The sequence below is a fragment of the Nocardia sputi genome (assembly GCF_023501985.1).
Genome location: NZ_JAMFLC010000003.1, coordinates 230916 through 253467, shown reverse-complemented (window position 1 = coordinate 253467; position 22552 = coordinate 230916). Strand labels below are relative to the sequence as shown.

General features: G+C 69.3%; 24 protein-coding genes. 6 read left to right on the top strand and 18 right to left on the bottom strand.

Annotation, left to right across the window (positions count from 1 at the left end):
* Nucleotides 1-31 precede the first annotated feature (31 nt).
* The 4 genes from M8859_RS05915 to M8859_RS05900 are packed head-to-tail and all read right to left on the bottom strand — an operon-like array spanning nt 32 to nt 3756.
* Nucleotides 32-631 (bottom strand): GTP-binding protein, encoded by a 600-nt coding sequence (locus M8859_RS05915; protein WP_159925542.1) that lies wholly within the window; start codon nt 629-631, stop codon nt 32-34.
* Complete coding sequence (locus M8859_RS05910) at nt 612-986, bottom strand: DUF742 domain-containing protein (RefSeq protein WP_195071151.1); 375 nt, start codon at nt 984-986, stop codon at nt 612-614. Before M8859_RS05910 ends, M8859_RS05915 begins: the two co-directional genes overlap by 20 nt.
* Complete coding sequence (locus M8859_RS05905; protein ID WP_159925225.1) at nt 983-1408, bottom strand: roadblock/LC7 domain-containing protein; 426 nt, start codon at nt 1406-1408, stop codon at nt 983-985. The genes M8859_RS05910 and M8859_RS05905 overlap by 4 nt, the downstream gene beginning before the upstream one ends.
* A gap of 2 nt (nt 1409-1410) precedes the next feature.
* Nucleotides 1411-3756: a sensor histidine kinase gene (locus M8859_RS05900; protein WP_249643959.1), complete on the bottom strand. Its 2346-nt coding sequence runs from the start codon at nt 3754-3756 to the stop codon at nt 1411-1413.
* Between the two features lie 251 nt (nt 3757-4007).
* Here M8859_RS05900 and M8859_RS05895 point away from each other — a divergent pair, with 251 nt between their 5' ends.
* Nucleotides 4008-5561 (top strand): succinic semialdehyde dehydrogenase, encoded by a 1554-nt coding sequence (locus M8859_RS05895; protein ID WP_195071149.1) that lies wholly within the window; start codon nt 4008-4010, stop codon nt 5559-5561.
* A gap of 67 nt (nt 5562-5628) precedes the next feature.
* Here the strand turns inward: M8859_RS05895 and M8859_RS05890 are convergent, their stop codons facing one another.
* The 6 genes from M8859_RS05890 to M8859_RS05865 form a co-directional block, all read right to left on the bottom strand.
* Nucleotides 5629-6123, bottom strand: coding sequence for a DUF779 domain-containing protein (locus tag M8859_RS05890; RefSeq protein WP_159925219.1), 495 nt, complete (start codon nt 6121-6123; stop codon nt 5629-5631).
* A 72-nt stretch (nt 6124-6195) separates the two neighbouring features.
* On the bottom strand, nt 6196-7410 hold the full coding sequence (locus tag M8859_RS05885) for a transcriptional regulator (RefSeq protein WP_195071147.1): 1215 nt from the start codon (nt 7408-7410) through the stop codon (nt 6196-6198).
* Between the two features lie 82 nt (nt 7411-7492).
* Nucleotides 7493-7816 (bottom strand): hypothetical protein, encoded by a 324-nt coding sequence (locus tag M8859_RS05880; RefSeq protein WP_159925215.1) that lies wholly within the window; start codon nt 7814-7816, stop codon nt 7493-7495.
* A 94-nt stretch (nt 7817-7910) separates the two neighbouring features.
* The gene (locus M8859_RS05875) at nt 7911-9050 is read right to left on the bottom strand and encodes an alkaline phosphatase family protein (RefSeq protein WP_159925213.1); all 1140 of its coding nucleotides are present in this window, start codon (nt 9048-9050) and stop codon (nt 7911-7913) included.
* A 43-nt stretch (nt 9051-9093) separates the two neighbouring features.
* Nucleotides 9094-9405, bottom strand: a complete 312-nt coding sequence (locus M8859_RS05870) for a nuclear transport factor 2 family protein (protein WP_159925211.1) — start codon at nt 9403-9405, stop codon at nt 9094-9096.
* A gap of 76 nt (nt 9406-9481) precedes the next feature.
* Entirely contained in the window at nt 9482-10108 is a 627-nt protein-coding gene (locus tag M8859_RS05865) for a TetR/AcrR family transcriptional regulator (protein WP_159930316.1), read from the bottom strand.
* Between the two features lie 110 nt (nt 10109-10218).
* On the opposite strand from M8859_RS05865, the gene M8859_RS05860 reads away from it, so the two are divergent.
* Genes M8859_RS05860 through M8859_RS05850 form a run of 3 tightly spaced genes read left to right on the top strand, consistent with a single transcriptional unit; the run spans nt 10219 to nt 12440 of the window.
* Nucleotides 10219-11295 carry an SDR family oxidoreductase gene (locus M8859_RS05860; protein ID WP_159930317.1) on the top strand — a complete coding sequence of 359 codons (1077 nt, stop codon included), beginning with the start codon at nt 10219-10221 and terminating at the stop codon, nt 11293-11295.
* 11 nt (nt 11296-11306) lie between these two features.
* The gene (locus tag M8859_RS05855) at nt 11307-11507 is read left to right on the top strand and encodes a hypothetical protein (RefSeq protein ID WP_159930318.1); all 201 of its coding nucleotides are present in this window, start codon (nt 11307-11309) and stop codon (nt 11505-11507) included.
* Nucleotides 11508-11555: 48 nt separating this feature from the next.
* Nucleotides 11556-12440, top strand: coding sequence for an LLM class F420-dependent oxidoreductase (locus M8859_RS05850; protein WP_159930319.1), 885 nt, complete (start codon nt 11556-11558; stop codon nt 12438-12440).
* 15 nt (nt 12441-12455) lie between these two features.
* On the opposite strand, the gene M8859_RS05845 is transcribed toward M8859_RS05850, so the two are convergent.
* The 3 genes from M8859_RS05845 to M8859_RS05835 all read right to left on the bottom strand — a co-directional run bounded on the left by M8859_RS05845 (nt 12456) and on the right by M8859_RS05835 (nt 13646).
* Nucleotides 12456-12866: a hypothetical protein gene (locus M8859_RS05845; RefSeq protein WP_159930320.1), complete on the bottom strand. Its 411-nt coding sequence runs from the start codon at nt 12864-12866 to the stop codon at nt 12456-12458.
* Nucleotides 12863-13000, bottom strand: a complete 138-nt coding sequence (locus tag M8859_RS05840; protein WP_159989382.1) for a hypothetical protein — start codon at nt 12998-13000, stop codon at nt 12863-12865. Before M8859_RS05840 ends, M8859_RS05845 begins: the two co-directional genes overlap by 4 nt.
* 70 nt (nt 13001-13070) lie before the next feature.
* Complete coding sequence (locus M8859_RS05835; protein ID WP_159930321.1) at nt 13071-13646, bottom strand: class I SAM-dependent methyltransferase; 576 nt, start codon at nt 13644-13646, stop codon at nt 13071-13073.
* A gap of 124 nt (nt 13647-13770) precedes the next feature.
* Here M8859_RS05835 and M8859_RS05830 point away from each other — a divergent pair, with 124 nt between their 5' ends.
* Nucleotides 13771-16047 (top strand): ATP-binding cassette domain-containing protein, encoded by a 2277-nt coding sequence (locus M8859_RS05830; RefSeq protein WP_249643958.1) that lies wholly within the window; start codon nt 13771-13773, stop codon nt 16045-16047.
* Here M8859_RS05830 and M8859_RS05825 read toward each other — a convergent pair.
* The 3 genes from M8859_RS05825 to M8859_RS05815 all read right to left on the bottom strand — a co-directional run bounded on the left by M8859_RS05825 (nt 16044) and on the right by M8859_RS05815 (nt 18788).
* On the bottom strand, nt 16044-16901 hold the full coding sequence (locus M8859_RS05825) for a helix-turn-helix transcriptional regulator (protein WP_195071145.1): 858 nt from the start codon (nt 16899-16901) through the stop codon (nt 16044-16046). The two genes, M8859_RS05830 and M8859_RS05825, sit on opposite strands and share 4 nt — an antisense overlap.
* A gap of 116 nt (nt 16902-17017) precedes the next feature.
* Entirely contained in the window at nt 17018-17638 is a 621-nt protein-coding gene (locus M8859_RS05820; RefSeq protein WP_195139353.1) for an HAD family hydrolase, read from the bottom strand.
* 199 nt (nt 17639-17837) lie between these two features.
* On the bottom strand, nt 17838-18788 hold the full coding sequence (locus M8859_RS05815) for an Lrp/AsnC family transcriptional regulator (RefSeq protein ID WP_159930324.1): 951 nt from the start codon (nt 18786-18788) through the stop codon (nt 17838-17840).
* A gap of 85 nt (nt 18789-18873) precedes the next feature.
* Between M8859_RS05815 and M8859_RS05810 the strand changes: the two genes are divergently transcribed.
* Complete coding sequence (locus tag M8859_RS05810; RefSeq protein ID WP_236565757.1) at nt 18874-19749, top strand: VOC family protein; 876 nt, start codon at nt 18874-18876, stop codon at nt 19747-19749.
* Nucleotides 19750-19829: 80 nt separating this feature from the next.
* Here the strand turns inward: M8859_RS05810 and M8859_RS05805 are convergent, their stop codons facing one another.
* Nucleotides 19830-21239: an amino acid permease gene (locus tag M8859_RS05805; protein WP_159930325.1), complete on the bottom strand. Its 1410-nt coding sequence runs from the start codon at nt 21237-21239 to the stop codon at nt 19830-19832.
* Nucleotides 21240-21369: 130 nt separating this feature from the next.
* Nucleotides 21370-22515, bottom strand: a complete 1146-nt coding sequence (locus M8859_RS05800; protein WP_195071144.1) for an LLM class flavin-dependent oxidoreductase — start codon at nt 22513-22515, stop codon at nt 21370-21372.
* Nucleotides 22516-22552: the final 37 nt, after the last annotated feature.

Genomic DNA, 22552 nt, shown 5'->3' with positions numbered 1-22552 from the left:
CGAGCGGACGCGCCGCGGAGCCGGAGTGCGCTCAGGCGGTGGCGTGAGCGCGCTGTGCCCGCTGGATCAGATGCTCGACGAGGGTGAGCAACACGTCTTTGCATGATCCGCGGTCGCGGGCGTCGCAGAGCATGACGGGAGTGACCGAGTCGAGGTCGAGGGCGTCGCGTACCTCATCGATGGTGTAGCGCGGCGCGCCGTCGAAGCAGTTGACGCCCACCATGAACGGCAGCCTGCGCCGCTCGAAGAAGTCCACGGCCGCGAAGGAGTTGCCCAGCCTGCGGGTATCGGCGAGAACGACGGCGCCGAGCGCGCCGCGCGCCAGTTCGTCCCACAGGAACCAGAACCGGTCCTGGCCGGGCGTGCCGAACAGGTAGAGCACCAGGTCGCGGTCGATGGTGAGTCTGCCGAAGTCGAGCGCGACCGTGGTTGTGGTCTTCTGCTCGACACCCGACAGATCGTCGATGCCGGTGCTCACCTCGGTGATCAGTTCCTCGGTGCGCAGGGGCGCGACCTCGCTGATCGCCGAGACCATGGTGGTCTTGCCGACGCCGAACCCGCCGGCGACGAGGATCTTGACCGACGCGGCCAGCTGCGGTGTACCGCTCGGGTCAAAGTTTTCGGATTCCATCCAGTACCGCTCGCAATATGTTGAGGTCATCGGGTCCGGCCTCCGTCGGAACGGGAGCGCGGAAGATCAATTGCCCATCGCCGATCAGATCACCGACGAGGATCTTCGTCACCGCCAGCGGCAAATGCAACTGGGCGGAGAGTTCGGCGACGGTCTGCGAAACACGGCACAGCCGAAGAATATCGGTGTACTCGGGTTCGGTGCGTCGCAGTGCGGTCGCGGAGGGGTCCGCGACCACGGTGGTGAGCATATCCAGTTCGGGTCCATCGAAGCTGGTACGCCCGCGCGTGAGCGCGTACGGACGCACCAGCGGGCCGGCCGCTTCATCGAACCAGGGCTCACGCGGGCGGGTCATGGCCGGTTCTGCTCGACGTGTCCGACGAGGTCTTGGCGGGCAGTGGTGGACAGGTAGCTGCCGACGCGCTGGACGGTCAGGTTCATCTCGTAGGCCACCATGCCGAGATTGGCGGACTCGGCGGCTTGCAGTGCCAGGCAGGCGTTGTCGCCCGCTGAGGTCACGAACAGCACCGCGCGGTCGAGTTCGATGACCGCCTGGCGGACGCCGCCACCGTCGAATCGGTTGCCCGCGCTGCGCGCCAGCCCGTAGAGCGCGGAGGACATCGCACCGAAGTGTTCGGCGTCCTCCCGGCTCATTCCGCTGGAGCGGCCGAGTAGTAGCCCGTCGGTGGACAGCACCACCGCGTGGCGCACGCCGGCCAGCCGATCGACGAGATCATCGAGCAGCCAATTCAGATCGCCTGCGGGAGAAGCGGACACCCCTAGCCTTCCTGTTCGTCGGGGATGGTGGCGCGACGGCCCTGCCTGGTCCCGTTCTCGATGGCGGACATCAGATCGCGGGCCTGTTCGGCGGAGCGTGCGGGCTGCGCGGAGACGGCTTGCTCCGGAGCCGAATGCGCCAGTTGCGGTGCGAGATTGGTCTGTCGGTTGCGCCGGGGCAGCGCCGGGCGGCCGTCTGGACCCGGCTGCGGCGGCGCCTCGGTGTACGGCCGGGGTGCGTAACGCGGAGGCGCGGCGGATTCGACCGCGAGCGTCGCGACCGGGGACGCGGCGGTCTGCGTGGAGTCGCTCGCCTCCGCCGCTACGACGGGCCCGGCGATGAGTCTGCGGCGGCTGCCGGGATCGGTGAGTTCCGCCGGTGTCTGCGGCGCGCCCGATTCGCCCGCGACGAGCGCGGACGGAATGAGCACGATGGCTTTGATGCCGCCGTAGTCGGACTCCGACAGCCGCACCGAGATGCCGTGGCGCGTGGCCAGCTGGGCGACGACGAACAGGCCCAGCCGCGAATCGGCCGACAGCGCCGCCACGCCGAAATCCGGTGGCTCGCGCAGCATCTCGTTCATCTTGGACAGCTCGGCCTCGGACATGCCCATGCCCTGGTCGCCGATCTCGACCACGACGCCTTTGCCGACCACGTTGCCGGTCACCTCGACACGCGACTGCGGCGGCGAGAAGGAGGTCGCGTTGTCCACCAGTTCGGCGAGCAGATGGATCAGGTCGGCGACCACCGTGCCGAGGACGTGGACTTCGGGCAGCCTGGCCACCCGCACCCGGGCGTAGTCGAGGGTCTCGCCGACGGCGCTGCGCACCAGATCTACCAGCGGGACGGGATTGCGCCACTGCCTGCCCGGCTTGCCTCCGCCGAGAATGGTGAGGTTCTCGGCGTTGCGCCGCTCTCGGGTGGCGAGGTGGTCGAGCCGGAACAGGGTGTCGAGCAGGACCGGGTCTTCCTGGCGCTGCTCGGCTTCGTCGAGGATTTCCAGCTGCCGGTGCACCACGATCTGGCTGCGGTGCGCGATGTTCAGGAACACCGCTTTCACGCCCTCGCGGGTGCGGGCTTCGGCCACCGCCGCGGCGACGGCCGCGGAGTGCGCGTGCTGGAACGCCTTGGCCACCTGGCCGATCTCGTCGCTACCGTAGTTCAGGTTCGGTGATTCGGCGGCGGGATCGACGACTTCGCCGTCGCGCAGCCTGCGCAGCATGTCGGGCAGCCGCTCGTCGGCCAGCGCCAGCGTTTCGCCCCGCAGCCGCTTCAACCGGCGGATGACGCGGTTGGCCAGGACAACCGCGACGACGAGCACCAGAATGCCGACCAGGAGCATGCCGCCACCCGTGACGGCGGAGCGGGTCGCCGCGGCGGCGGCTTTGTCTTCGGCGGCCTTCTGCACGTCCCGGTTGTACACCGACCAGGCATCGAGCATCCCGCGGCTGACCTCGGCGGCGGCACGACGCCATTCGTCGATGCTCAACGGCAGCGCGGGCAAGGTCGGTTGCCGTGTGCTCGCATTCGGATTCGCCGAGGCGGGCGACGATGTGGTCGCCGCGACGACGCGCTGGACGATGGCGTTCTCCATCGCGGTGAGCTTTTGCCAGGCTGTGCCGGTGGTCAGCGCCTGCAGGCGAACTTTGATCGGCCCGTCCAGTTCGGCGATGAGCGTGGCGATTTCGGTGTGGTAGAAGCCGGTCTGCCGGGTGTACTCATCGATCGGGATCGGCGGGGGAGCCGCGCCGTTGACGTAGACCGCACCGAGGGCGTCGCTGCGCGCCATGGCCTCGTTCGCGTAGAACAAGCGGACGCCGGCCACGGTGCCCACGGCGATGTCGCTGTCCGGAGCGGTCTGCACCGTGGACTTGGTGCCCGCGGGGATCGGGTCGAGCAGCCGGTTGTAGAACATGTACGCGTCCGGGATCGGCAGTGCGCCCGCGTCGGCGGCGGCGCGCACCGTGGTCAGGCTCTGCGTCAGCATGACGAGGTCGGCGTCTTCCTCGGTGATCTTCGACGCGTCGACGTCGCGCAGGTCGGCGGAGGCCGCGAGCAGGCGCCGCACCGCCGCGTCCACGCGCACGCGAGCGGTGCCGAGCGCGGCCGCGAGGGTGTCGTCGCCGGATAGCTGGGCGAGGGTGAGGTGGCGTTCCTGCTGGACCGCGTCCATGACCTCACTGGTCACCGGGATGGCGTTCTGGCTCTCCGCGGCCCAGTCCTTGGCTTTGGTTCCTTCGGCTACCAGGTAGCCCGCGGCGCCCAGACCGGCCAACAGAAGAGTCAGACTCGGTATGAGCGCGATAGCCAGAATCCGGGTGCGGACCCCGAGCCTCGCTCTGAACATCGGCATAACGTAAACCACGAACCCGGCCATCCGGACAGCCGGTCCCGGTGAGTGGGACTCGATTTGACTCGAGTGAACGAACTGTGAGCTGCCGATGACCATCGGTGGACCCGGCGCGCGAACCATGAGGTATTCGACGCGGCGGCGGCCACGGACGGCCCTGGTACGCATTGCGTGCAGCGGGTTCATTGCGAGCGATAAGGGGCGTAGATTGTGTGTATCTCGAAGTTACTCACAAGTAGGAGGCAACGATGCCCGCGCCGAAAGCCGATGTATTCGACCGCCTCAGCGCGCTGGCCGCGATCGCGGCGCCCGCGGACCGGCAGAGCAGGACGATCGCCGAGACGTTCACCGGGAATCCGCTGGGTACCGTGCCGGTGGGCACCGCGGACGACGTCGCGGCGGCCTTCGACAAGGCGCGCGCCGCGCAGGAACACTGGGCCGCCCGGCCGGTGGCCGAGCGCGCCGCGGTGCTGAATCGTTACCGCGCGCTGGTGGTGGAGCACCGCGAGTTCCTGATGGACGTGGTGCAGGCCGAGACCGGCAAGGCGCGCTGGGCGGCCCAGGAAGAAATCATGGGCCTGATGTTCGCGGCCCGCTACTTCGCCGAGATCGCCCCCGGACTGTTGGGCGGACATCGGGTTCCGGGCGCTTTTCCCGTGCTCAACCGCGCCTCGGTCCGGTATCAGCCCAAAGGCGTGGTCGGTGTCATCGCTCCGTGGAACTACCCGCTGCTGTTGTCGATCGGCGATTCCATCCCCGCGCTGCTGGCGGGCAATGCCGTGGTGGTCAAGCCCGACAGCCAGACCCCGTTCTCGACGCTGGCCGGCGCGGAGTTGCTGTACCGGGCGGGCCTGCCGCGTGAGCTGCTCGCGGTGGTCCCCGGCCCCGGCGGCGTGGTCGGCACCGCCATAGTGGAGGCGTGTGACTACCTGATGTTCACCGGTTCCTCGGCGACCGGGCGCACCCTGGCCGAACAGTGCGGCCGCAGGCTGATCGGATTCTCCGCCGAACTCGGCGGCAAGAACCCGATGATCGTCACCGCGGGCGCCGATCTGGACGCCGCCGCCAAGGCGGCCGTGCGCGCCTGCTTCTCCAATGCCGGGCAACTGTGCATCTCGATCGAGCGACTGTATGTCGAGCGTCAGGTCGCCGCGGCGTTCACCGCGAAATTCGTCGCCGCCGTCGACGCCGCGAAACTCGGTGCCGCCTACGACTATTCGGCCGATATCGGCAGCCTCATCTCCGAAGCGCAACTGGAGACGGTGTCCAAGCATGTCGCGGACGCCACCTCGAAGGGAGCACAGGTGCTGACCGGCGGCAAGGCCCGCCCGGATCTGGGGCCGCTGTTCTTCGAGCCGACCGTGTTGAGCGAGGTGACCGACGAGATGGAATGCGGTCGCAACGAAACCTTCGGCCCGCTGGTGTCTATCTACCCCGTCGACAGCGTCGAGGAGGCCGTGCGCCTGGCCAACGACACCGACTACGGCTTGAATGCCTCGGTCTGGGCGGCGAGCAAGTCCGACGGCGAGCGGATCGCGGCGCGGTTGCACGCGGGCACGGTCTGTGTGGACGAGGGGTACGCGCCCGCCTGGGGCACCACCGCGGCCCCGATGGGCGGCATGGGCATCTCCGGTGTGGGGCGCCGCCACGGACCGGACGGCCTGCTCAAGTTCACCGAACCGCAGTCGATCGTGGTCACCCGGTTCATGAATCTGGACGCGCCCAAGCTGTTCCCGAAGGACAAGTGGCAGCCGTTCCTGATGAGCGTCGCCCGCAGCCTGCGCTTCCTGCCCGGACGCTGACGCGCGAGGCCCGCCCGGGTGGTCGTGCCCACCCGGGCGGACGATCCGCCGGTTCACTCGTGCAGGGTCACGCCAACCGGTCGGCTCCGGTGCGCGGCGGCCCCCCGGCCGCCAGCGCCGCTGCTTCTTCGTCGGTGAGCAGCCGCGATCTGATGACGAAACGCGAATCCTCGAGAGCATCCGAAGCGCTGCCGCCGGGGCCCTCGGCCACGTCCACGGTCAGGTGGGTGTGCTTCCAGTGCTCGTATTGCTCCGCGCTGATCCACAATTCGGTGTGCCAGGGCAGGGTTCCCAGGAGGACGTCCGCGCGGTCGATCCGGGATTCCCGGATGGGCAGGCACCTGGGCGTGCCGCTGTCGAGGCGCCCGCCGGACTGGTGGAGCAGGACCGCCCCGTGCTGGTCGATCATGCGTCGTAGGACCGCCCTGGCGCGCTCGGTGATGTCCACCCGGCGCGTTCGGTGCGGTATCGCCGCGCGGTTCGGCCGACGTGGATGACGTGGCCGGAGTGCGTCGGGTAGTCGGCGGTGCCGGAGACCCGCCCCCGGTCTGGTGTAGCTCATGGTTCCTCGCAGATATCTCGGACCGGGTCCACTATCGTCCGCCGAGGTTGGTGCGAGGTTGGTGGGAAAACCTCAGTCGCGCAACGCCGTATGGAGACGGGCCGCGACCACCGCCCGACGGACGTCGTCAGCAGGCAGCAAGCGCAACGCGTGCTCGTGGACCGCGATATCGCGCGGCGCGCGTTCGCCGAACGCCACCGCGTGCTCGGCTCGGTCGCCTGCGAGCACGGCGGTCCGCACACCGACGTCGAGGTGATCGCGCCACTGCAGCACGCCGGGCGCCTCGGACCCAGGCAGCAATGGCCCGCGATACAGCCACACCGCGGAGGTGGTGTCGCCCGCTGTGACGGCGGCGAGCAGGTCGACGGCGTCGCAAGATACCGGCCCCGTCAGAACGTAATGGCGATTGGTGATCTCGCCGCCGATCGCGCGGCGCAGATGCGAGACGTCCGCCTTGAGCGTGCTGGCGGACACGCCGCGATCGCCGTACAGCGCGGCATGCAACTGCTCCGGTGTGAAGCCGTCCGGCTGCAGCGCCAGCAGTGCGAGGATCTCCAGTTGCCGGGGCGGCAGGGGTACCGGCACGGCATCGCGCAGCAGACGTGCCGCACCGAGACATTCCAGCCGGATTCCCGGTGCCGGTGCGGGCGTGGCGGTGCGCAACATCGTCTCCACCGCCGTCACCAGCGCGCGGACCGAGGTGAGCACCGCGGGATGGGAGCGGTCCCAGGAACTGGACAGGTCCAACGCCCCGACCAGTCTGCCGTCGGGTCCGTGGATCGGCGCGGAATAGCAGACCCAGCCGTGTAGGGCGGCGACCAGATGCTCGGCGGAGAACACCGCGGCGGGGCGGTCGGTGTGCAACGCCAGGGCCACACCGTTGGTACCCATGTGGCTTTCGTCCCAGCATCCGCCGGGCGCGAGGTTGACCTGCTCCGCCTGCCTGCGCAGCGTTCGGTCGCCGCAGGACCACAGGACGGTGCCCGCGTGGTCGGTGACCACGGCCAGGTAACCGGAGTCCTCGGTGACGGCGCGCAGTTCACCCGCCAGCGCCGTGACCGGTTCACGTAGTGGGGAGGCGGCCCAACGGTCGCCGATGTCGTCGACGCCGGGCGCGATCGTGGTCGCGGGATCGACGGTGTGCAACGACCGCCGCCAGGATTGTGCTACTTCGCTGCGCAGGACGGTGTTCCGGGACCTGGCGGTCGCCAGGGGAGTCGTCGCCCAACGCTCCCATTCTCTTTCCAGTTCGACCCGCTGCTGTGTGAGGGTGTGGGACTGCGCCACGTGGATGACCCATCGTCGTGTGAGCTCGTCTTCGCTTTCTCATTCTGGCGTACGCAGGACGAGGAGGCGAGTGACGCCGCGGTCACTTCCGGATGAAAAAGCCTGCGACGTCGGCATTCTTGATCGGGGTTTCGGCGTTGGCCTGCGCGCCGCAGAGCAGGTCGACCGACACCATCGTCGCGTCCACCACCGTTCCCGCCGGCTCGCGGTCGTCGCGGCTCTGTTCCTTGACGAACTTGGTGATCGTCGTGCGCTTGGTGTCCTGGTCCTGCTTGATGTACTCGTTGCACGGCGTGTCGCCGCCGCGGTTGAGGGCGCGTTCGATGTCGGTGCAGCCCGCGAGCGCCATGGCGACCATCGCGATCCCGAGGCCGGTCCGGCCGGTCCGTGACAGCGTGGTGTTCATGGGCTCCTCCTGAAGGTCCGCGCACGGCGATGCCCGCCGCGATCGGACTCCAGACTAGAGCCATCGCGGGCGAGTGTTCGCCGACCGGCGAACGCTAGGCCCGGAAGACGCAGAGCGGGACGTTCATCTCCGCCGGTGTGAGCGAACCGTGGTGGCCGACCAGCCGGGACTGCAATGGTTCGGCGCCGGTGCGGATGACGCCACGCCGCCCACCGGCGACCACGACCAGATCGCCGATGCGTTGAACGATCGCGGGATCGACCCTGGGGCCGAACCAGCCTCGGCCCACGGCTTCCTCCTTGCCGAGCACCTCGAAGTCCGTGCCGAGTGCGGCCCGCCAGGCCGCCGCGACGTCGGATTCGGCGCCGGGCACGGTGTAGACGTGGCGGGCGCGTGGCTCACCGCCCAGCGCGCGGACGCCCTCTTGCAACGCGGCGGTGGTGTCGAAATCGATGCGGTCGTCCAGCTCGACCATGCCGTGATCGGCGGTGACCAGCAGGGTCGCGCCGGAGGGCAGCTCGTCGGCGAGCGCGGTGGCGAGTCGGTCGGCGTTGGCGAGCTCGAGTTCCCAGGCGCGCGACGCGGGGCCGCGTACGTGTCCGGTCAGGTCCAGATCGCCGTGGTAGGTGTAGACCAGGGAACGCGACCCGGCGCGCAACGCCTCGCCCACCTCGGCGACGAGGTCACCGAAGGACAGCTGGGGGCGGAACTGGCAACCGCGCAGCACCGCCTTGGTCAGTCCCGACCCCGCCTGATCGCGCGGTGACACCTGGGTGACGGCGATGCCGTCGGCGGCGGCGCGCTCGAACACCGTTGTGCGAGGCTGGAATTCCTCTGGAACGAGTTCGTCGCGCAGATCGGATTTCGGCGCGCCGTGCAGCCGCCAGGACAGCGGGGTGAACAGCCGGTCGTAGCCGGGGATATGGAACAGATAGCCGACGATTCCGTGCTCGCCGGGCGGAACGCCCACGCCGAGCGAAGTGAGGCTGGTGGCCGTCGTGGTCGGGAAACCGGCCGTCAGCCCGACCGGCGCGAGACCGGTCAGGAACGGAGCGGCAGCGGGATTCGCCACCAGGTGCTCGTAGCCGAGCCCGTCCACCAACAGGACGCAGACCCGGTCGGCGTTCAGCCCGAGTCCGAGCCGGTCCTCCTCGCCGGGTACGCCGAGACCGGCGAGGACGGAGGGGAACAGATCGGCCAGGGAACCGGTACCGTAACGCGGCGCGACGAACACGAAGGTCAGGATGTCAACGTCGGCGGGTGCATGGCAAGGGTATTCAGGCCTGTCCGGTCTCGAAACGGGTCACCTTGCCGTCGCGCAGGACGAAACGCCACGTGGTCCGCATCGACCCCCAGCGTGAATTGGTATATTCGGCAACCAGTTCCGTGCCGTCGTCGCCGACGGACTCGATCCGCATGCGTGCGTTGCTGTCGAAGATCTCCGCTTCGGTCCACTGGGCGAGATCGCGCTCCACACCGTCGTCGGACATGGTGGCATCGTCGGTGAGAACGGCGTAGAAACGGTCCTGATCATTGGCGTTGAGCGCGTCGACGAACTCCTGCACCGTCGGATCCAGCTGCGCGGTCATCCGTGTGATCTCCTCGGATCGGTGTGAGAAGCAATCGGTGTGAGAAGCATCGGACAGCAAACGTCTGGCGTCCACTCTAGGTCAGCGACGGCCCGCTCGGCTCGATCAATGTCGCGAAGGTCCGCATGACGTCGTCCACCAGTGCCGTGCCGGTGGTGCCGAACTGTCCCGCCCGTTTCTCCAGCTGTCCATCCAGCCACAGTGAGGCCAGCCCGTGGCCGAGTCCCCAGAACGTGACCGCCAGTGTGTCGGCCTTGTCGGCGGGCAGCTCCCCGGCGCGAACACATTCGGCGATCGCGTCGGCCAGGACTCCGAAAGCCGCGTCGCCCGCCGCCATGGTGTCGGGGTGCTTGTCGGGCTGGGAGAGCTCGGGCCGGAACATCAAGCGGAAGTAGGCCGGTTGCTCGCGGGAGAACCGCACGTAGGCGTTCGCCAGTGCGGTCAGGGCGGCCATGGGCGTCGGAGCCTCGGCGCGGGCGGCCGACAGTCGCGCGCCGAGCAGCTGGAAACCCTGCGTGGACAGCGTCGCGAGCAGGGCGGCGCGGTCGGGGAAGTGGTGGTACGGCGCGGCGGTGCTCACGCCTGCCTCGCGCGCCACCCGGCGCAGGCTGACCGCCGCGAGCCCCTCGGTCTCGATCAAACGCAGGCAGGCGGCCAGCAGCGCGTCGCGCAGGGCGCCGTGATGGTAACTGGTCCGCGTCACCGTCCGAGCGTATGCGACGCGGCCTGGACAACCTAACTGTGCGGTGCTTAGATTATCTGAGCGGCGCTCAGATGAGTGCCGGGTAGCCACTCCACGAGACGGGTGAAGAAATGGGCACACAGGTATCGGTCACCGGCGCAACGGGATTCGTCGCCGGTCACGTTATCGCCGAACTTCTGGAGCACGGCTACGCCGTGCGCGCGACGGTTCGCGATCTCGCCGCCACCGGTAAACGGGCACACCTGGTCGAGCTGGCCCGGCGAACCGGGGGCGAGCTGGAGTTCGCGCAAGCCGATTTGAACGGCGAGGACGGCTGGGCGTCCGCCGTCGCGGGCAGCGCGGGCGTCCTGCACGTCGCGTCGCCGTTTCCCACCACGCCGCCGGACGACGAGCGCGAACTCGTCGACACCGCGGTCGAAGGAACCCTGCGCGTGCTGCGCGCCTGCGCCGCCGCGGGCACGGTTCGCCGGGTGGTGCTGACCTCCTCGATCGCCGCGATCGCCTACGGGCACACCGAGGACGCGCTGCGCACCGAGGCCGATTGGACGGTGGTCGAGCGCAGCCCGGCCTATCAGAAGAGCAAGACGCTGGCCGAGCGGGCGGCCTGGGATTTCGTCGCGAAGCTCCCGGCCCGCGAGCGATTCGAACTGGTCGTCGTCAATCCCGGCATGGTGCTCGGACCGCTGCTGTCGACGGACACGAGCACCTCGCACGAGCCCGTGCGCAGGTTGCTCGACCGGGACGTCCCCGGCGCGCCCCAGGTCGGCTGGGCGCCGGTGGACGTGCGCGATCTCGCCGTCGCGCACCGGCTCGCGCTGGAGACGCCCGAGGCCGCGGGCAACCGCTACATCTGCGCGGGTGAGCATCTGTGGATGGCGGAGATGGCGCGCATCCTCGCCGAGGAATACGGGCCGCGCGGGTTCCGGGTGCCGACCAGGCAGCTGCCGAACTGGGTGGTGCGTTCGGTCGCCCTCTTCGACAAGGGCGTCCGGCTGACGCTGCCGACGCTGGGACGCACCGAATCGCTCAGCGCCGAGAAGGCCCGGCGCGAGCTGGGCTGGACCATGCGGCCGGTGCGGGAGACGCTGGTGGACACCGCCGAAAGCCTGCTGCGGCACGGAATTGTCACACCGCCCCGGCGCAAGTCCGCACCTCGGGCTGCCGCACCGCGCGCCGCGAGCGTCTGAGGGTTGTCGTCATGCTGATCGCGACACTGATCATCACCACGACTGCCGTGGTGCGGCGCTGGTTCGCACGTAGGTCCCCGGGTGGAGACTTCGCCGGGCGGACGGCGTCCGGACCGGTCCGCCGGGCACTGCACCGCCCGGCGCCGGTTGCCGCCGCCCTCGTGGCGCTGCTGGGCATCGCGGTCGCGGCGGGCACGCTCAGCCAGTGCTGAACCGGCCCCGACGTGCACGGCCGCGGCCCGGTTCGCTAGACAGGACCCGTGACTGCGCAGCTCCCCTTTCGGTTCGGTGTCAACATGGTGGTGCCCGAGAACCGGTCGAACTGGATCGGAAAGTGCCGTCGGGCAGAGGAACTCGGTTTCGACGTGGTCGGCGTCGCCGACCATCTCGGCTTGCCCGCGCCGTTCCCCGCGATGATCCTGGCCGCCGAGGCGACCGAGCGGGTGCGGCTGAACACCTTCGTGCTCAACACCGGGTTCTACAACCCGGTGCTGCTGGCCCGCGACGTGGCAGGCGCCGATCAATTCACCGACGGGCGGATCGAACTAGGGCTCGGCGCGGGCTATGTCCAGGCGGAATTCGAGGCGGCGGGCATCCCGTTCCAAAGCGGGAGCAAGCGCGTCGAGCACTTGGAACAGACGGTTATCACGCTGCGCCGGCTGTTCGCCGAGCCGGAATATCAGCCGCAACCCGCGCAGCCGACGGGTCCGCCCGTGCTCATCGGTGGCTGGGGTGACCGGTTGCTCGCTGTCGCCGCGCGGCACGCCGACATCATCGCCTTCACCGGCGCCGCGGCCTCGCGCAACGGTGGGCCGCTGCAGATGGCCGGGCTCGCCGAAACCGAGGAGCGCGTCGCCTACGTCCGGGAGCTGCTCGGTCCACGGCTGGACAAGGTCGAGTTCAACATCCTCGTGCAGCGGGTGGTCCCGCCGGCCGAACGCGCGAGCGTCCTGGAGGTCTTCGGCCCGGCGCTGCCGCCGGACGTCGCCGACTCCCCGGAAGATCACCCGATCCTGCTCATGGGTACGCCCGAGGAGATGGCCGACCGGCTGCGCGATCGGCGCGAGCGTTACGGCATCAGTTACATCACGGTCCTCGAGGACAGCATGGAGAAGTTCGCCCCGGTCATCGAGTTGCTGCGCTGATCCCCAGGCCCGAATTCACGGCAGCGGGTCGATGATGACGCGCGGATCGATCTGCCGGAGTTCTCTCGGTCGGCTGGTCAGGCAGGGCCACGCGCGGGCCACCGCCTCCCGGGTGACGTGGCCCGCGGCGAACAGGGCGTCGGCGGTCGGTCCCGCACCGTGCCGGATCGCCGGCGGCGGGGTGATGGTGTGGTCGAACGACGGAACCACAGTGTGCGGCAGGCCGACCAGCACAGCCAGGATGTCGAGCCGGTCGGCGGGGATATGCGTGCGCGCCGCGGCGAGGACGGTGCTCGGTACGACGATGGTGTTGCCCGCGTCGACCGTCGCCCAGACGACCGCTTGGGCATAGTTGGCGCGATTGGCGAACGCTACGACCGCCGCGGCGTCGAAGACGACGCCGCCCAGCCTCGCCGGGGATCTCACGCTACGCCGGCGTGCGCGTCCACCTCCCCGCCCGGTAGTAGCGGTGGAGCGGGCAGGGGAAGCGTTCGTTGCTCCGCTACACCACTCCCCAGCGGCCGGGCGACGAGGTCGTCGGGCAGCGTGCGGGTGGCCATTCGCGGTCTGTGCTCCCGAGGCGACGGCATGCCACGACTCTAGCCGCGCGATCCGCCTCGGGCAGGATGCTCACGCGGGCTTGTGCCACAGCAGCGTGTAGCGCCACATGAGCCGTCGCCGCATCCGCGCCCCGGGGAGGAGTTCTCTTGCGGCCGAACGTATGTCGGCGTAATCGTCCACGGGATCGCGCATTTGCGCATTCGGGCCGCCGCGCCGGTGCAGGGCGTCCGTCGCCCAGACGAGTGGCGCCACGGGGAAGTAGTGGAAGTCCTTGCGCGGAGTCATGTTCCAGAGCCCGACGACGGCGAGGACACCGCCCGGCGCGACCAGGCGGCGCAGTGCGGTGATGCCCTCCCGCAGCGGAACGTGGTGCAGGGTCGCCACCGTGGTCACGACATCGAAAGAGCCTGTGTATTCGAGGAAGTCGGCCCGTGCGAGGGATATGCCCGCCATCGCGGGGCCGCGGGTGAGGATGTCCGCGTCGATGTCGATGCCGGTGACCGCCAGCCCGTGGCGGGCCAGCTTGCCCGCCAATAGTCCGTCACCGCAGCCGATGTCGAGCGCTGTGCGGGCCGAGCGCGGCACCTGCTTCAGCAGCCAAGGGTGGTAGCGGGTGTTGTGATTCCAATAGGGATCGTCGCGCACTTCAGCCACTGTAGGGACGGCTCGGGCCCGCACGCGATCGCGGTCGTCTCGGAGTACACATTTATGTGATTTACATCACATTTGCTGGAGCATTTTGTCGGTCTCGGATGGCAAGGTGTGCGGTATGCCTTCCCCCGCATCGCTCGATGCCATCCGAGTGCTCGGAGCCAACGAGCACAACCTGCGCGACGTGTCGCTGGAGATCCCGAAGAACAAGATCACCGTCTTCACCGGTGTCTCCGGTTCGGGCAAGTCGTCGATCGTCTTCGACACCATCGCGGTCGAATCGCAGCGCCAGCTCTACGCGACCTTCCCGGCCTTCATCCTCAACTTCCTGCCCCGCTACGAACGCCCGCACGCCGAGGCCATCGAGAACCTCACCGCACCGGTCATCATCGATCAGCAGCCGGTCGGCGGCGGTCCGCGCTCCACGGTCGGCACGATGACCGACATCTTCTCGATGGTGCGGGCCATGTTCGCCCGATTCGGTTCGCCCTCGGCGGGGTTCGTCTACAACTACTCCTTCAACGTCCCGCAGGGCATGTGCCCGGACTGCGACGGTCTCGGCGTCACCGTCCGGCCCGACCCCAACCGGCTGGTCGACCGGACCAAGTCGCTGAACGAAGGGGCGATTCTCCTGCCCGGATACGGCGTGGGCGGCGGAGAGTGGCAGATGTACGGCACCTCCGGCCGCTTCGACCCGGACAAGAAGCTGGCCGACTACACCGACGAAGAGTTCCACGACCTGCTCTACGGCACCGGCGGCAAGGTCGAGCTGACCTTCAGCAAAGGCACGTGGAAGGCGAACTACGAAGGCATCGCCACCAAATTCACGCGCACCCGGCTGCAACGCGACACCTCCACGTTGAGCGAGAAGACCCGGGAGCAGATGCGGCAATTCCTCACCGAAGGTGTGTGCGGCACCTGCGCGGGCGCCCGATTGAACGAGGCGGCGCTGGCCACGAAGATCGACGGGCGCAATATCGCGGACTGGGCGCGGTTGCAGATCACCGACCTGATGGAGGTCCTCGACGAGATCACCGACCCGGCCGCGGTCGGCCTGGCCGGGGCCATCCGCACCGCGCTGCGGCGCGTCGCCGATATCGGGTTGGGTTATCTGAGCCTGGATCGGCCGACCTCGACCTTGTCCGGGGGCGAGGGCCAGCGGCTGAAGATGATCAAGCATCTGTCCAGCACGCTGATCGGTCTGACCTACATTTTCGACGAACCGAGCGTAGGGCTGCACCCGCGGGACGTCGGTCGGCTGAACGACCTGCTGAAGGCCTTGCGGGACAAGGGAAACACCGTGATCGTAGTGGAGCACGATCCGGATGTCATCCAGATCGCCGACCATGTGGTCGACGTCGGACCGCGCGCGGGCGTGCACGGCGGACAGGTGGTCTTCCAGGGCAGTTTCGCCGATCTCCGGGCGGCCGACACCCCGACCGGCGCCGGTCTGCGCCGGCCGTTCCGGGTGAAGGACTCCTTCCGGACCGGCACGGGCGAACTGCTCATCGAGAACGCGACGGTGCACAACCTGAAGAACGTGACCGTCGGCATCCCCACCGGCATCCTGACCGCCATCACCGGCGTCGCGGGCTCGGGCAAGAGCAGCCTGATCCGGGACGTGTTCGTGCGCGAGCACCCCGGGGCGATCTTCGTCGACCAGTCGCCCATCGCCGCGTCGTCCCGATCCACGCCCGCGACCTACCTCGGGCTGATGGACCCTATCCGCAAACTGTTCGCCAAGGCCACGGGGGAGTCCGCGGGCCTGTTCAGTTTCAATTCGGCCGGTGCGTGCAAGCAGTGCGAGGGCCGTGGCGTGATCATCACCGAGATCGCGTACATGGATCCGGTGACCACCCACTGCGACGCCTGCGACGGACGGCGCTTCTCCGATGACGTGCTCGCCCTGATGTTGCGCGGCAAATCCATCGCCGACGTGCTGGAGATGTCGGCAGAGGAAGCGCTCGGATTCTTCGCCGAGAAGGCGCTGCACACCAAGCTGCGCACCATGAACGAGGTGGGCTTGGACTATCTCAGCCTGGGCCAGGCGATGAGCACGCTGTCCGGCGGCGAGCGCCAGCGGATCAAGCTGGCGACCCAGTTGCAGAACACCGGAAGCGTCTACGTGCTCGACGAGCCGACCACGGGGCTGCACATGTCCGACGTGGACACACTGCTCGCACTGATGGACCGCCTGGTCGACCGGGGCAACACCGTCGTGGTGATCGAGCACAACCTCGATGTGGTGGCCCATTCGGATTGGGTGATCGATCTCGGACCGGACGGCGGCAAGCACGGCGGCGAGATCGTCTTCACCGGGACGCCCGCCGACCTGCTCGCGCACCCGGCCTCGCTGACCGGCGAATACCTGCGCCGATACAAACCAGGTAGCTAGCCGGAGGGTTTCGTCACCGTGAATCGCTGAGTTCCGGTCACCCGCAGCAGCTCCAGCGCCGAGGCTTCCCGGCTGCCGGGCGGCGCCGAGTACACCACGACGGCTTGGTCGGTGTCCGGAACCAGCAAGGTATCGCAGTCCAGACGCAGCATTCCGAGGTCGGGATGCTCGATCGTCTTGGTCGCGCTGCGCCACTTCCCGGACCGCCGCGCGTTCCACAGTTGCTCGAATCGTGCGCTGCGCGAACGGAGTTCGGAGACCAAGCGCAGGAGGCCGGGATCGTCGGGGTAGCGCGCGCGGGCGCTGCGCAGAGCGGAGACCGACAACGACGCGGCGTTGTCGGCTTCCGCGGGCGTCATCGCGACTCGTCCGGGCTCGGTGCCGAGGAAACGCTGCCAGATGATGTTGCGCCGGGCGGGCGGCCACGCGGAGAAATCACCGAGCAGCGCGACCGCCATCGGATTCCAAGCCAGCACATCGGCCTTGGCCGACAGCACCAGCGCGGGCAGATCGGCCATCCGGTCCAGCAGACGCAGTACGCTCGGCCGCACCACCATGTCGATGCTGCCCTCCTGCGGCGGCGCCGCGCCCGCGAACTGGAACAGCAGGGTGCGGTCCTCGTCGTTGAGCCGCAGTGCGCGGGCCAGCGCGGCGAGCACCGAGCTGGACGGACGGGGGCCGCGCCCCTGTTCCAGGCGCACCACGTAGTCGACGCTGACACCGGCGAGCTGGGCGACCTCCTCGCGGCGCAACCCCGGGACCTGTCTGCGCTGGCCCGCAGGTAGCCCGACATCGCCCGGGCGCACGTGGTCACGTGCCTGCCTGAGCAACGCGGCCAGCTCGATTCGATCCACATATCGATCATGCCGCAGCCGACCGTCGTGGAGGTGGGATGGCTACTCCCCGGAGGCGGCGCACGCGCTGTCGGGCGCGCGCAGCGCGTTCCGATGCCGCGCCGCGAGGTGGGGCACTAGCCGGTGGTGACCGCGCCGAACTCCGTCTCGAGCCAGGCGGGGAACTCGGTCAGATCCGTGAGCACCACGTCGGCGCCTGCCGCGCGCAGTTCGGCGGCCGTGCACGGTCCGGTGCTCACGCCGACCGCGAGGACGCCCGCGGCCCGTGCGCCGTTCATGTCGCCGACGTGGTCGCCGACGAAGAGATGCGCGCCCTGTTCGCGCAGGGTCGCCGCCTTGCCCGCCGACCACAGGTCGCCCGCGAGATGGTCGATCCGCCAACCGAGTTCGACGATGTGCAGCCGCGCCAGCGGGGCGTGTTTGCCGGTGACCACCAGCACCCGTCCGTTGCGGGCCTCGATGGCCGCCAGGGCCGCCTGCGCGCCCGGCATCGGGGGAATGGTCGATACGAGCGTCGGGTACAGCGCTCGGTAGCGGGTCACCAGAGCCGGAACGAGTTCCTCGGGCGCGCCCGCTTCGACGAGCAGGGTGGCCAGCGGCGGGCCGAGCCGATCGGCGAACGTCGTCCCGCACAGCGGCAGATCGAACTCGACGCCGAGCATGTCGATGGCTCGCGCGACGCCCGGCCGCGAGTCGATCAGCGTCATGTCGAGGTCGAAGCCCACGGTCCAGGTCACCTGCTCGACCCTAATCGCCGGCGCTGGGGTCCGCCGGTCCGGCTGTTGTGATTCACAACTCCGATGCACGGCGGGTGGGATGCCGCAGCGTCGGCGAGGCCGGCTGTGGCTGGCGTGATTCACGTGGAACCTCCGGTGCAGTCGATGTCACGAAAGCGCTTGTGGCCCCGAACCATTCGGCATCGAGTGCAAATCTGCGTCAGGTGCGCCTCGGTGGCGCGGTGCGTTTGGCGTAACCGCTGATCGGACTGACCTCCATTCGATCGATGCCGCTCAACGTCCCGACACGCTCGGTGGCGTAGCCGAACAGGGCGTCCGCGTCCCGGCAGACGACGCACACCAGCAGATTGTGCGGTCCGGTGATGGCGCCGACGAACGCCGCCTCCGGATCGGCGGCCAGCGCGGTCGCGACGGCGACGAGCCGTGCGGGGGCGACTGTGAGCCACAGCAGGCTCTGCACGGTGAACCCGAACAGCGCCGGATCGACTTCGACGTCGAATCCGAGCACCTGGGCGCCGCGCAGTTCCTCGACCCGCCGCCGCACCGCGGATTCCGACCACCCGACGACCCGCGAGAGTTGCGGATACGCCGCCCGCCCGTCGGCGGCCAGCGCGGGCAGCAGGCGCTGATCCAATTCGCTCGGTGTCACTTTCGCGGGTGGAGCCGGCTCGGGCGCGCGCAGGGCCGCGCTCTGCTCGGTCGACAGCGCGGACATCCGTCCCCGCCAGCGGCGTTGCATGACGTGCCGCAGCACTCGCTGGACGTCGATGAACCCGACGGCCGGATGGCGGGCCAGCTCGGGCAGGGGAGCGTCGCCGGGGACGCGGAACAGGCAGGTCAGCTCGGCTCCGCCGGCGATGACCGTCACCCACGCGGTGTCGGCGCGGCGGGCCAGCTCGCGGGCGACCGCGGCGGTGGCATCCGGCCGTACCCGCAGGCGCACCAGCCACTCGGCATGGTCCACGCGGCCGGTGCGGGCTACACCGGTGACTCGCAGCCCTCCGGTGTCGAGCAGCCGCCGGTACCGGCGCGCCAACGTGCGCTCGGAGACCTCCAGCACCGGTGCGAGCCTGCTGAACGGCGCACGGCCGTCGAGTTGCAGAGCGTGCAGCAATCTCCGGTCGACGTCGTCCAAGATGACCGAATCCACCTCGTCAGGGTAGGTCAGTGCCGGAAACCGGCGAATCCACCGTGGTGACGGGCGCCGCGGCGCAGGAGGGACGAGCATCGTCGCCGTGCAGAAACCGATCGACGCCATCCACCACACCGGAATCCTCACCCGCGACCTCGACGGACTGGAACGCCGCTACCTCGACCTCGGGTTCGCTCTGAGTCCCCGTTCGCGGCACCTGCTGAGCGCACAACCGGGTGAGCCGCCCATACCCGGATGCACGGCCAACCGCTGCGCGCTGTTCGGTGGCTCCTACCTCGAACTGCTCGGCATCGTCGACGAGTCCGCGCCGGACCCGTGGCACACCAAGGCGATGGCCGACGAGTACGAAGGCTTCCGTCTGCTCAACCTGGAGACCGGCGATGCCGAGGCGGCGCGACGACAGCTCGCGGCGGCGGGCGTGCGCGCCTCCGGCGTGCTCGACCTGGAACGCGACGTCGAGACCGAGAACGGCATCCGCACGGTGCGGGCGCGGGCCGTGCACGTGGATCCGAGCGCGACGCCGGAGGCGCTGCTCGGTGTCGCCCAGCATCTCACCCGCGAATACGTGCACCAGCCGCGTTATTTGTCGCACCCGAACGGCGCCCGCGCCATCGCCGCCGTGCTGATCGTCGCGGCCGATGGTGAGTTCGACGCTGTCGTCGAACGCTACGGCCGCATCTTGGACGTGCCCGCGGTGCGCAAAGGACCGCTGACCGTGCTGGAGATGGGCTCGGGGCGGCTGGAGCTGGTGCGCGCGTCACAGGCCGCCGCGGTGCTGCCCGGCGAAGCCGCGCCCGCATCGTCGTACCTGGCCGCCATGACCATCGACGTGCGCGATCCGACGGTCGCGCGCGACCTCGTCACGAACGCGGGCGTGCCGATACGGGAGACGGACGAGGGGTTCTTCGTCTCCGCCCGTGATGCCTACGGCGCCGGTCTGTTCTTCGTGGCGGGCTGAGTCGGTATACCTTCCGGCGGTCGGCCGATGTCGGTTGCCGCCAGGATGAGGCCCGGCCTGGCGGCGCGACGAGCGACGGTTCAGTTCCTTCCCGTGGGCTGCGGTGCGGCGAGCGTGGAGCGCTTGCGCCCGTATCCGAGGTAGACCGCGATGCCGACCAGTACCCACACACCGAATCGCACCCAGGTCAGCGCCTCGAGGGTGGTCGCGAGCAGCACGCAACCGATCAGCGCGAGCAGCGGAACCAGCGGTACCAGCGGGGTGCGGAACGGGCGTTCGCGCTCGGGCTCGGCCCGGCGCAGCACCAGCACGCCCACGCACACCACCGCGAACGCCGACAGCGCGCCGATATTGACCAATTCCACCACGATGTCGATCGGCAGCAGTCCCGCGATGACGGCGCCGACCACGCCCAGCAGCAAAGTCAGCCGCACCGGAGTGGAGCGTTTCCCGGTGGCCGCCAGCCGGTAGGGCAGCAGCCGGTCGCGGCACATCGCGAACATCAACCGCACCTGGGCGTACACGATCAGCAGCAGGCCCTTCGTGAGCGCGATGATCGAGGCGATCACGATGACGTCGCCGATCCACCCGATGCGCACCGCGCCGAACGCCGTCGCGATCGGCGCGCTGTTGTTCAGCGTCTCGAACGGCACCATACCGGTGAGCACGGCGCTGACCAGCGCGTAGAGCACGGTGGCGATGAGCACCGTGCCGATGATGGCGAACGGAATGTCGCGGCGCGGGTTGCGGGCCTCCTCCGCCGACGCGGCGACGACGTCGAAACCGAGAAAGGCGAAGAACGCGATCGCGGCGCCGCCGATGACGCCGCCGATCCCGAACGGGGCGAACGGTGTCCAGTTGTCCATGGCCGCGTGCGGCGCGCCGACGGCGATCACCAGCACGAGCACGCCGATGGTCACCCCGACCAGCACCTTGGTGACCCGTGCGGTGAAGCTCACCTCGCCGACCAGCACCGCGACGACGGCGGCGACGATCAGTACGGCGGGCAGGTTCACCACGCCGCCTTCGGCGGGCCCGGCGGTGAGAGTGTGCGGGACGGTGATGCCGAACAGCGAATCCAGCGCGGACACAGTGGTCCCGGACCAGCCGATCGCCACCGCGGCGCCCGCGATGACGAACTCGAGCAGCAGGTTCCAGCCGACCAGGAACGCCGGTCCTTCCCCGAGGGTCGCGTAGGTGTAGGTGTAGGCGCTGCCGGAGACCGGCGCCATCGCCGCGAGTTCGCTATAGCACAGCGCCACCAGTACGCACACCGCTCCGGCCAGGGCGAACGACAGCACGATGGCGGGCCCGGCCTTCTCCGCGGCGGCCACCCCGGTGATGACGAAGATCCCGGCGCCGACGATGGTGCCCACGCCCATGGCGGTGAGATCGAGTCGTCCGAGTCTGCGCGCCAGCGTGGGCGCGCCCGCCTCGGTCGCGGTGTCGGGCAGGCGGCGGCGCCATCGCCGGGCTGATTCGGTGGTCATGACTCCCTTACGAGAACGGTCGGCCGGTCCGGCCCGGTGGACCGGACCGATGGACCATTCTCGCCGCGCACGGCGACACGCGGATAACTGGGGTGTTGCGACCGATGCGCGATGCACCGGCCGCGAGCCCTCAGCTACTGGCGGCCGCCGCGAAGGGCGTGGCGGCGGCGACGCGGGTGGTGCGGTTGGGATGCCGCCACAGCCCCTTGCGCTCCAGGATCGGCAACACCCCTTCGCCGAACCAGTACGCCTCTTCCAGATGCGGGTAGCCGGACAGGATGAAGTGGTCGATGCCCAGGCGGGCGTATTCGGTCAGCCGATCGGCGACTTCGGCGTGCGAGCCGACCAGCGCGGTGCCCGCGCCGCCGCGCACGAGGCCGACACCCGCCCACAGGTTGGGCGCGATCTCCAGCCGCTCGGTGCTGCCGCCGTGCAGCTCCGACATCCGTCGCTGACCTTCGGACTCGCTGCGCGCCAAGCTCGCCTGCACCCGCTCGATGTCGGCGGGGTCGATGCCTGCCAGCAGGCGATCGGCCTCGGCCCAGGCCTGCTCGGAGGTGTCCCGGCTGATCACGTGGATGCGCAGGCCGTAGTCGAGGACGCGACCGTGGTCCACCGCGAGGCCGCGGATCCACTCCAGTTTCCCGCTCACCGCCGACAGCGGCTCGCCCCAGGTCAGGTAGGTATCGCTGTAGCGGGCCGCGATGGGACCCGCCGGTTCGGAGGAGCCGCCGAAGAACACCGGCGGCGCCGGGTCGGGCCGGTTGGCCAGCAATGCCTGATGTACCCGGATGTGCTCTCCCTCGAAAGTCACCGGCTCGGTGGAGGTCCACAGTTCCCGCACGACGTGCAGGAATTCGCCGGTGCGGGCGTAGCGCCGGGCCTTGTCCAGGAAGTCGCCGTAGGCCTGCTGCTCGTGTGGCTCGCCGCCGGTCACCACGTTGAGCAGCAACCTGCCCCCGGAATGCCGCTGGAAGGTGGCCGCCATCTGCGCCGCGAGCGTCGGGCTGACCAGGCCGGGGCGGAAGGCCACCAGGAACTTCAACGTCTCGGTGGTCTCGACCATCATCGCCGTGGTCAGCCAGGCGTCCTCGCACCATGCGCCGGTGGGAGTGAGCACAGCCTCGAAGCCGTTGTCCTCCGCCGCGGCGCCGATCTGGTTGAGATACCGCAGGGTGGCCGGACGGTCGGCGGACATGAAGGTGCCGTGCCCGCCCGCGACCAGTCCGCGGGAATCACCGTAGGTGGGCAGGAACCAGTGGAACGACAGACTCATGCTCGAGTCAACTCCCTTCCGGAGACCGCGGCGAGAC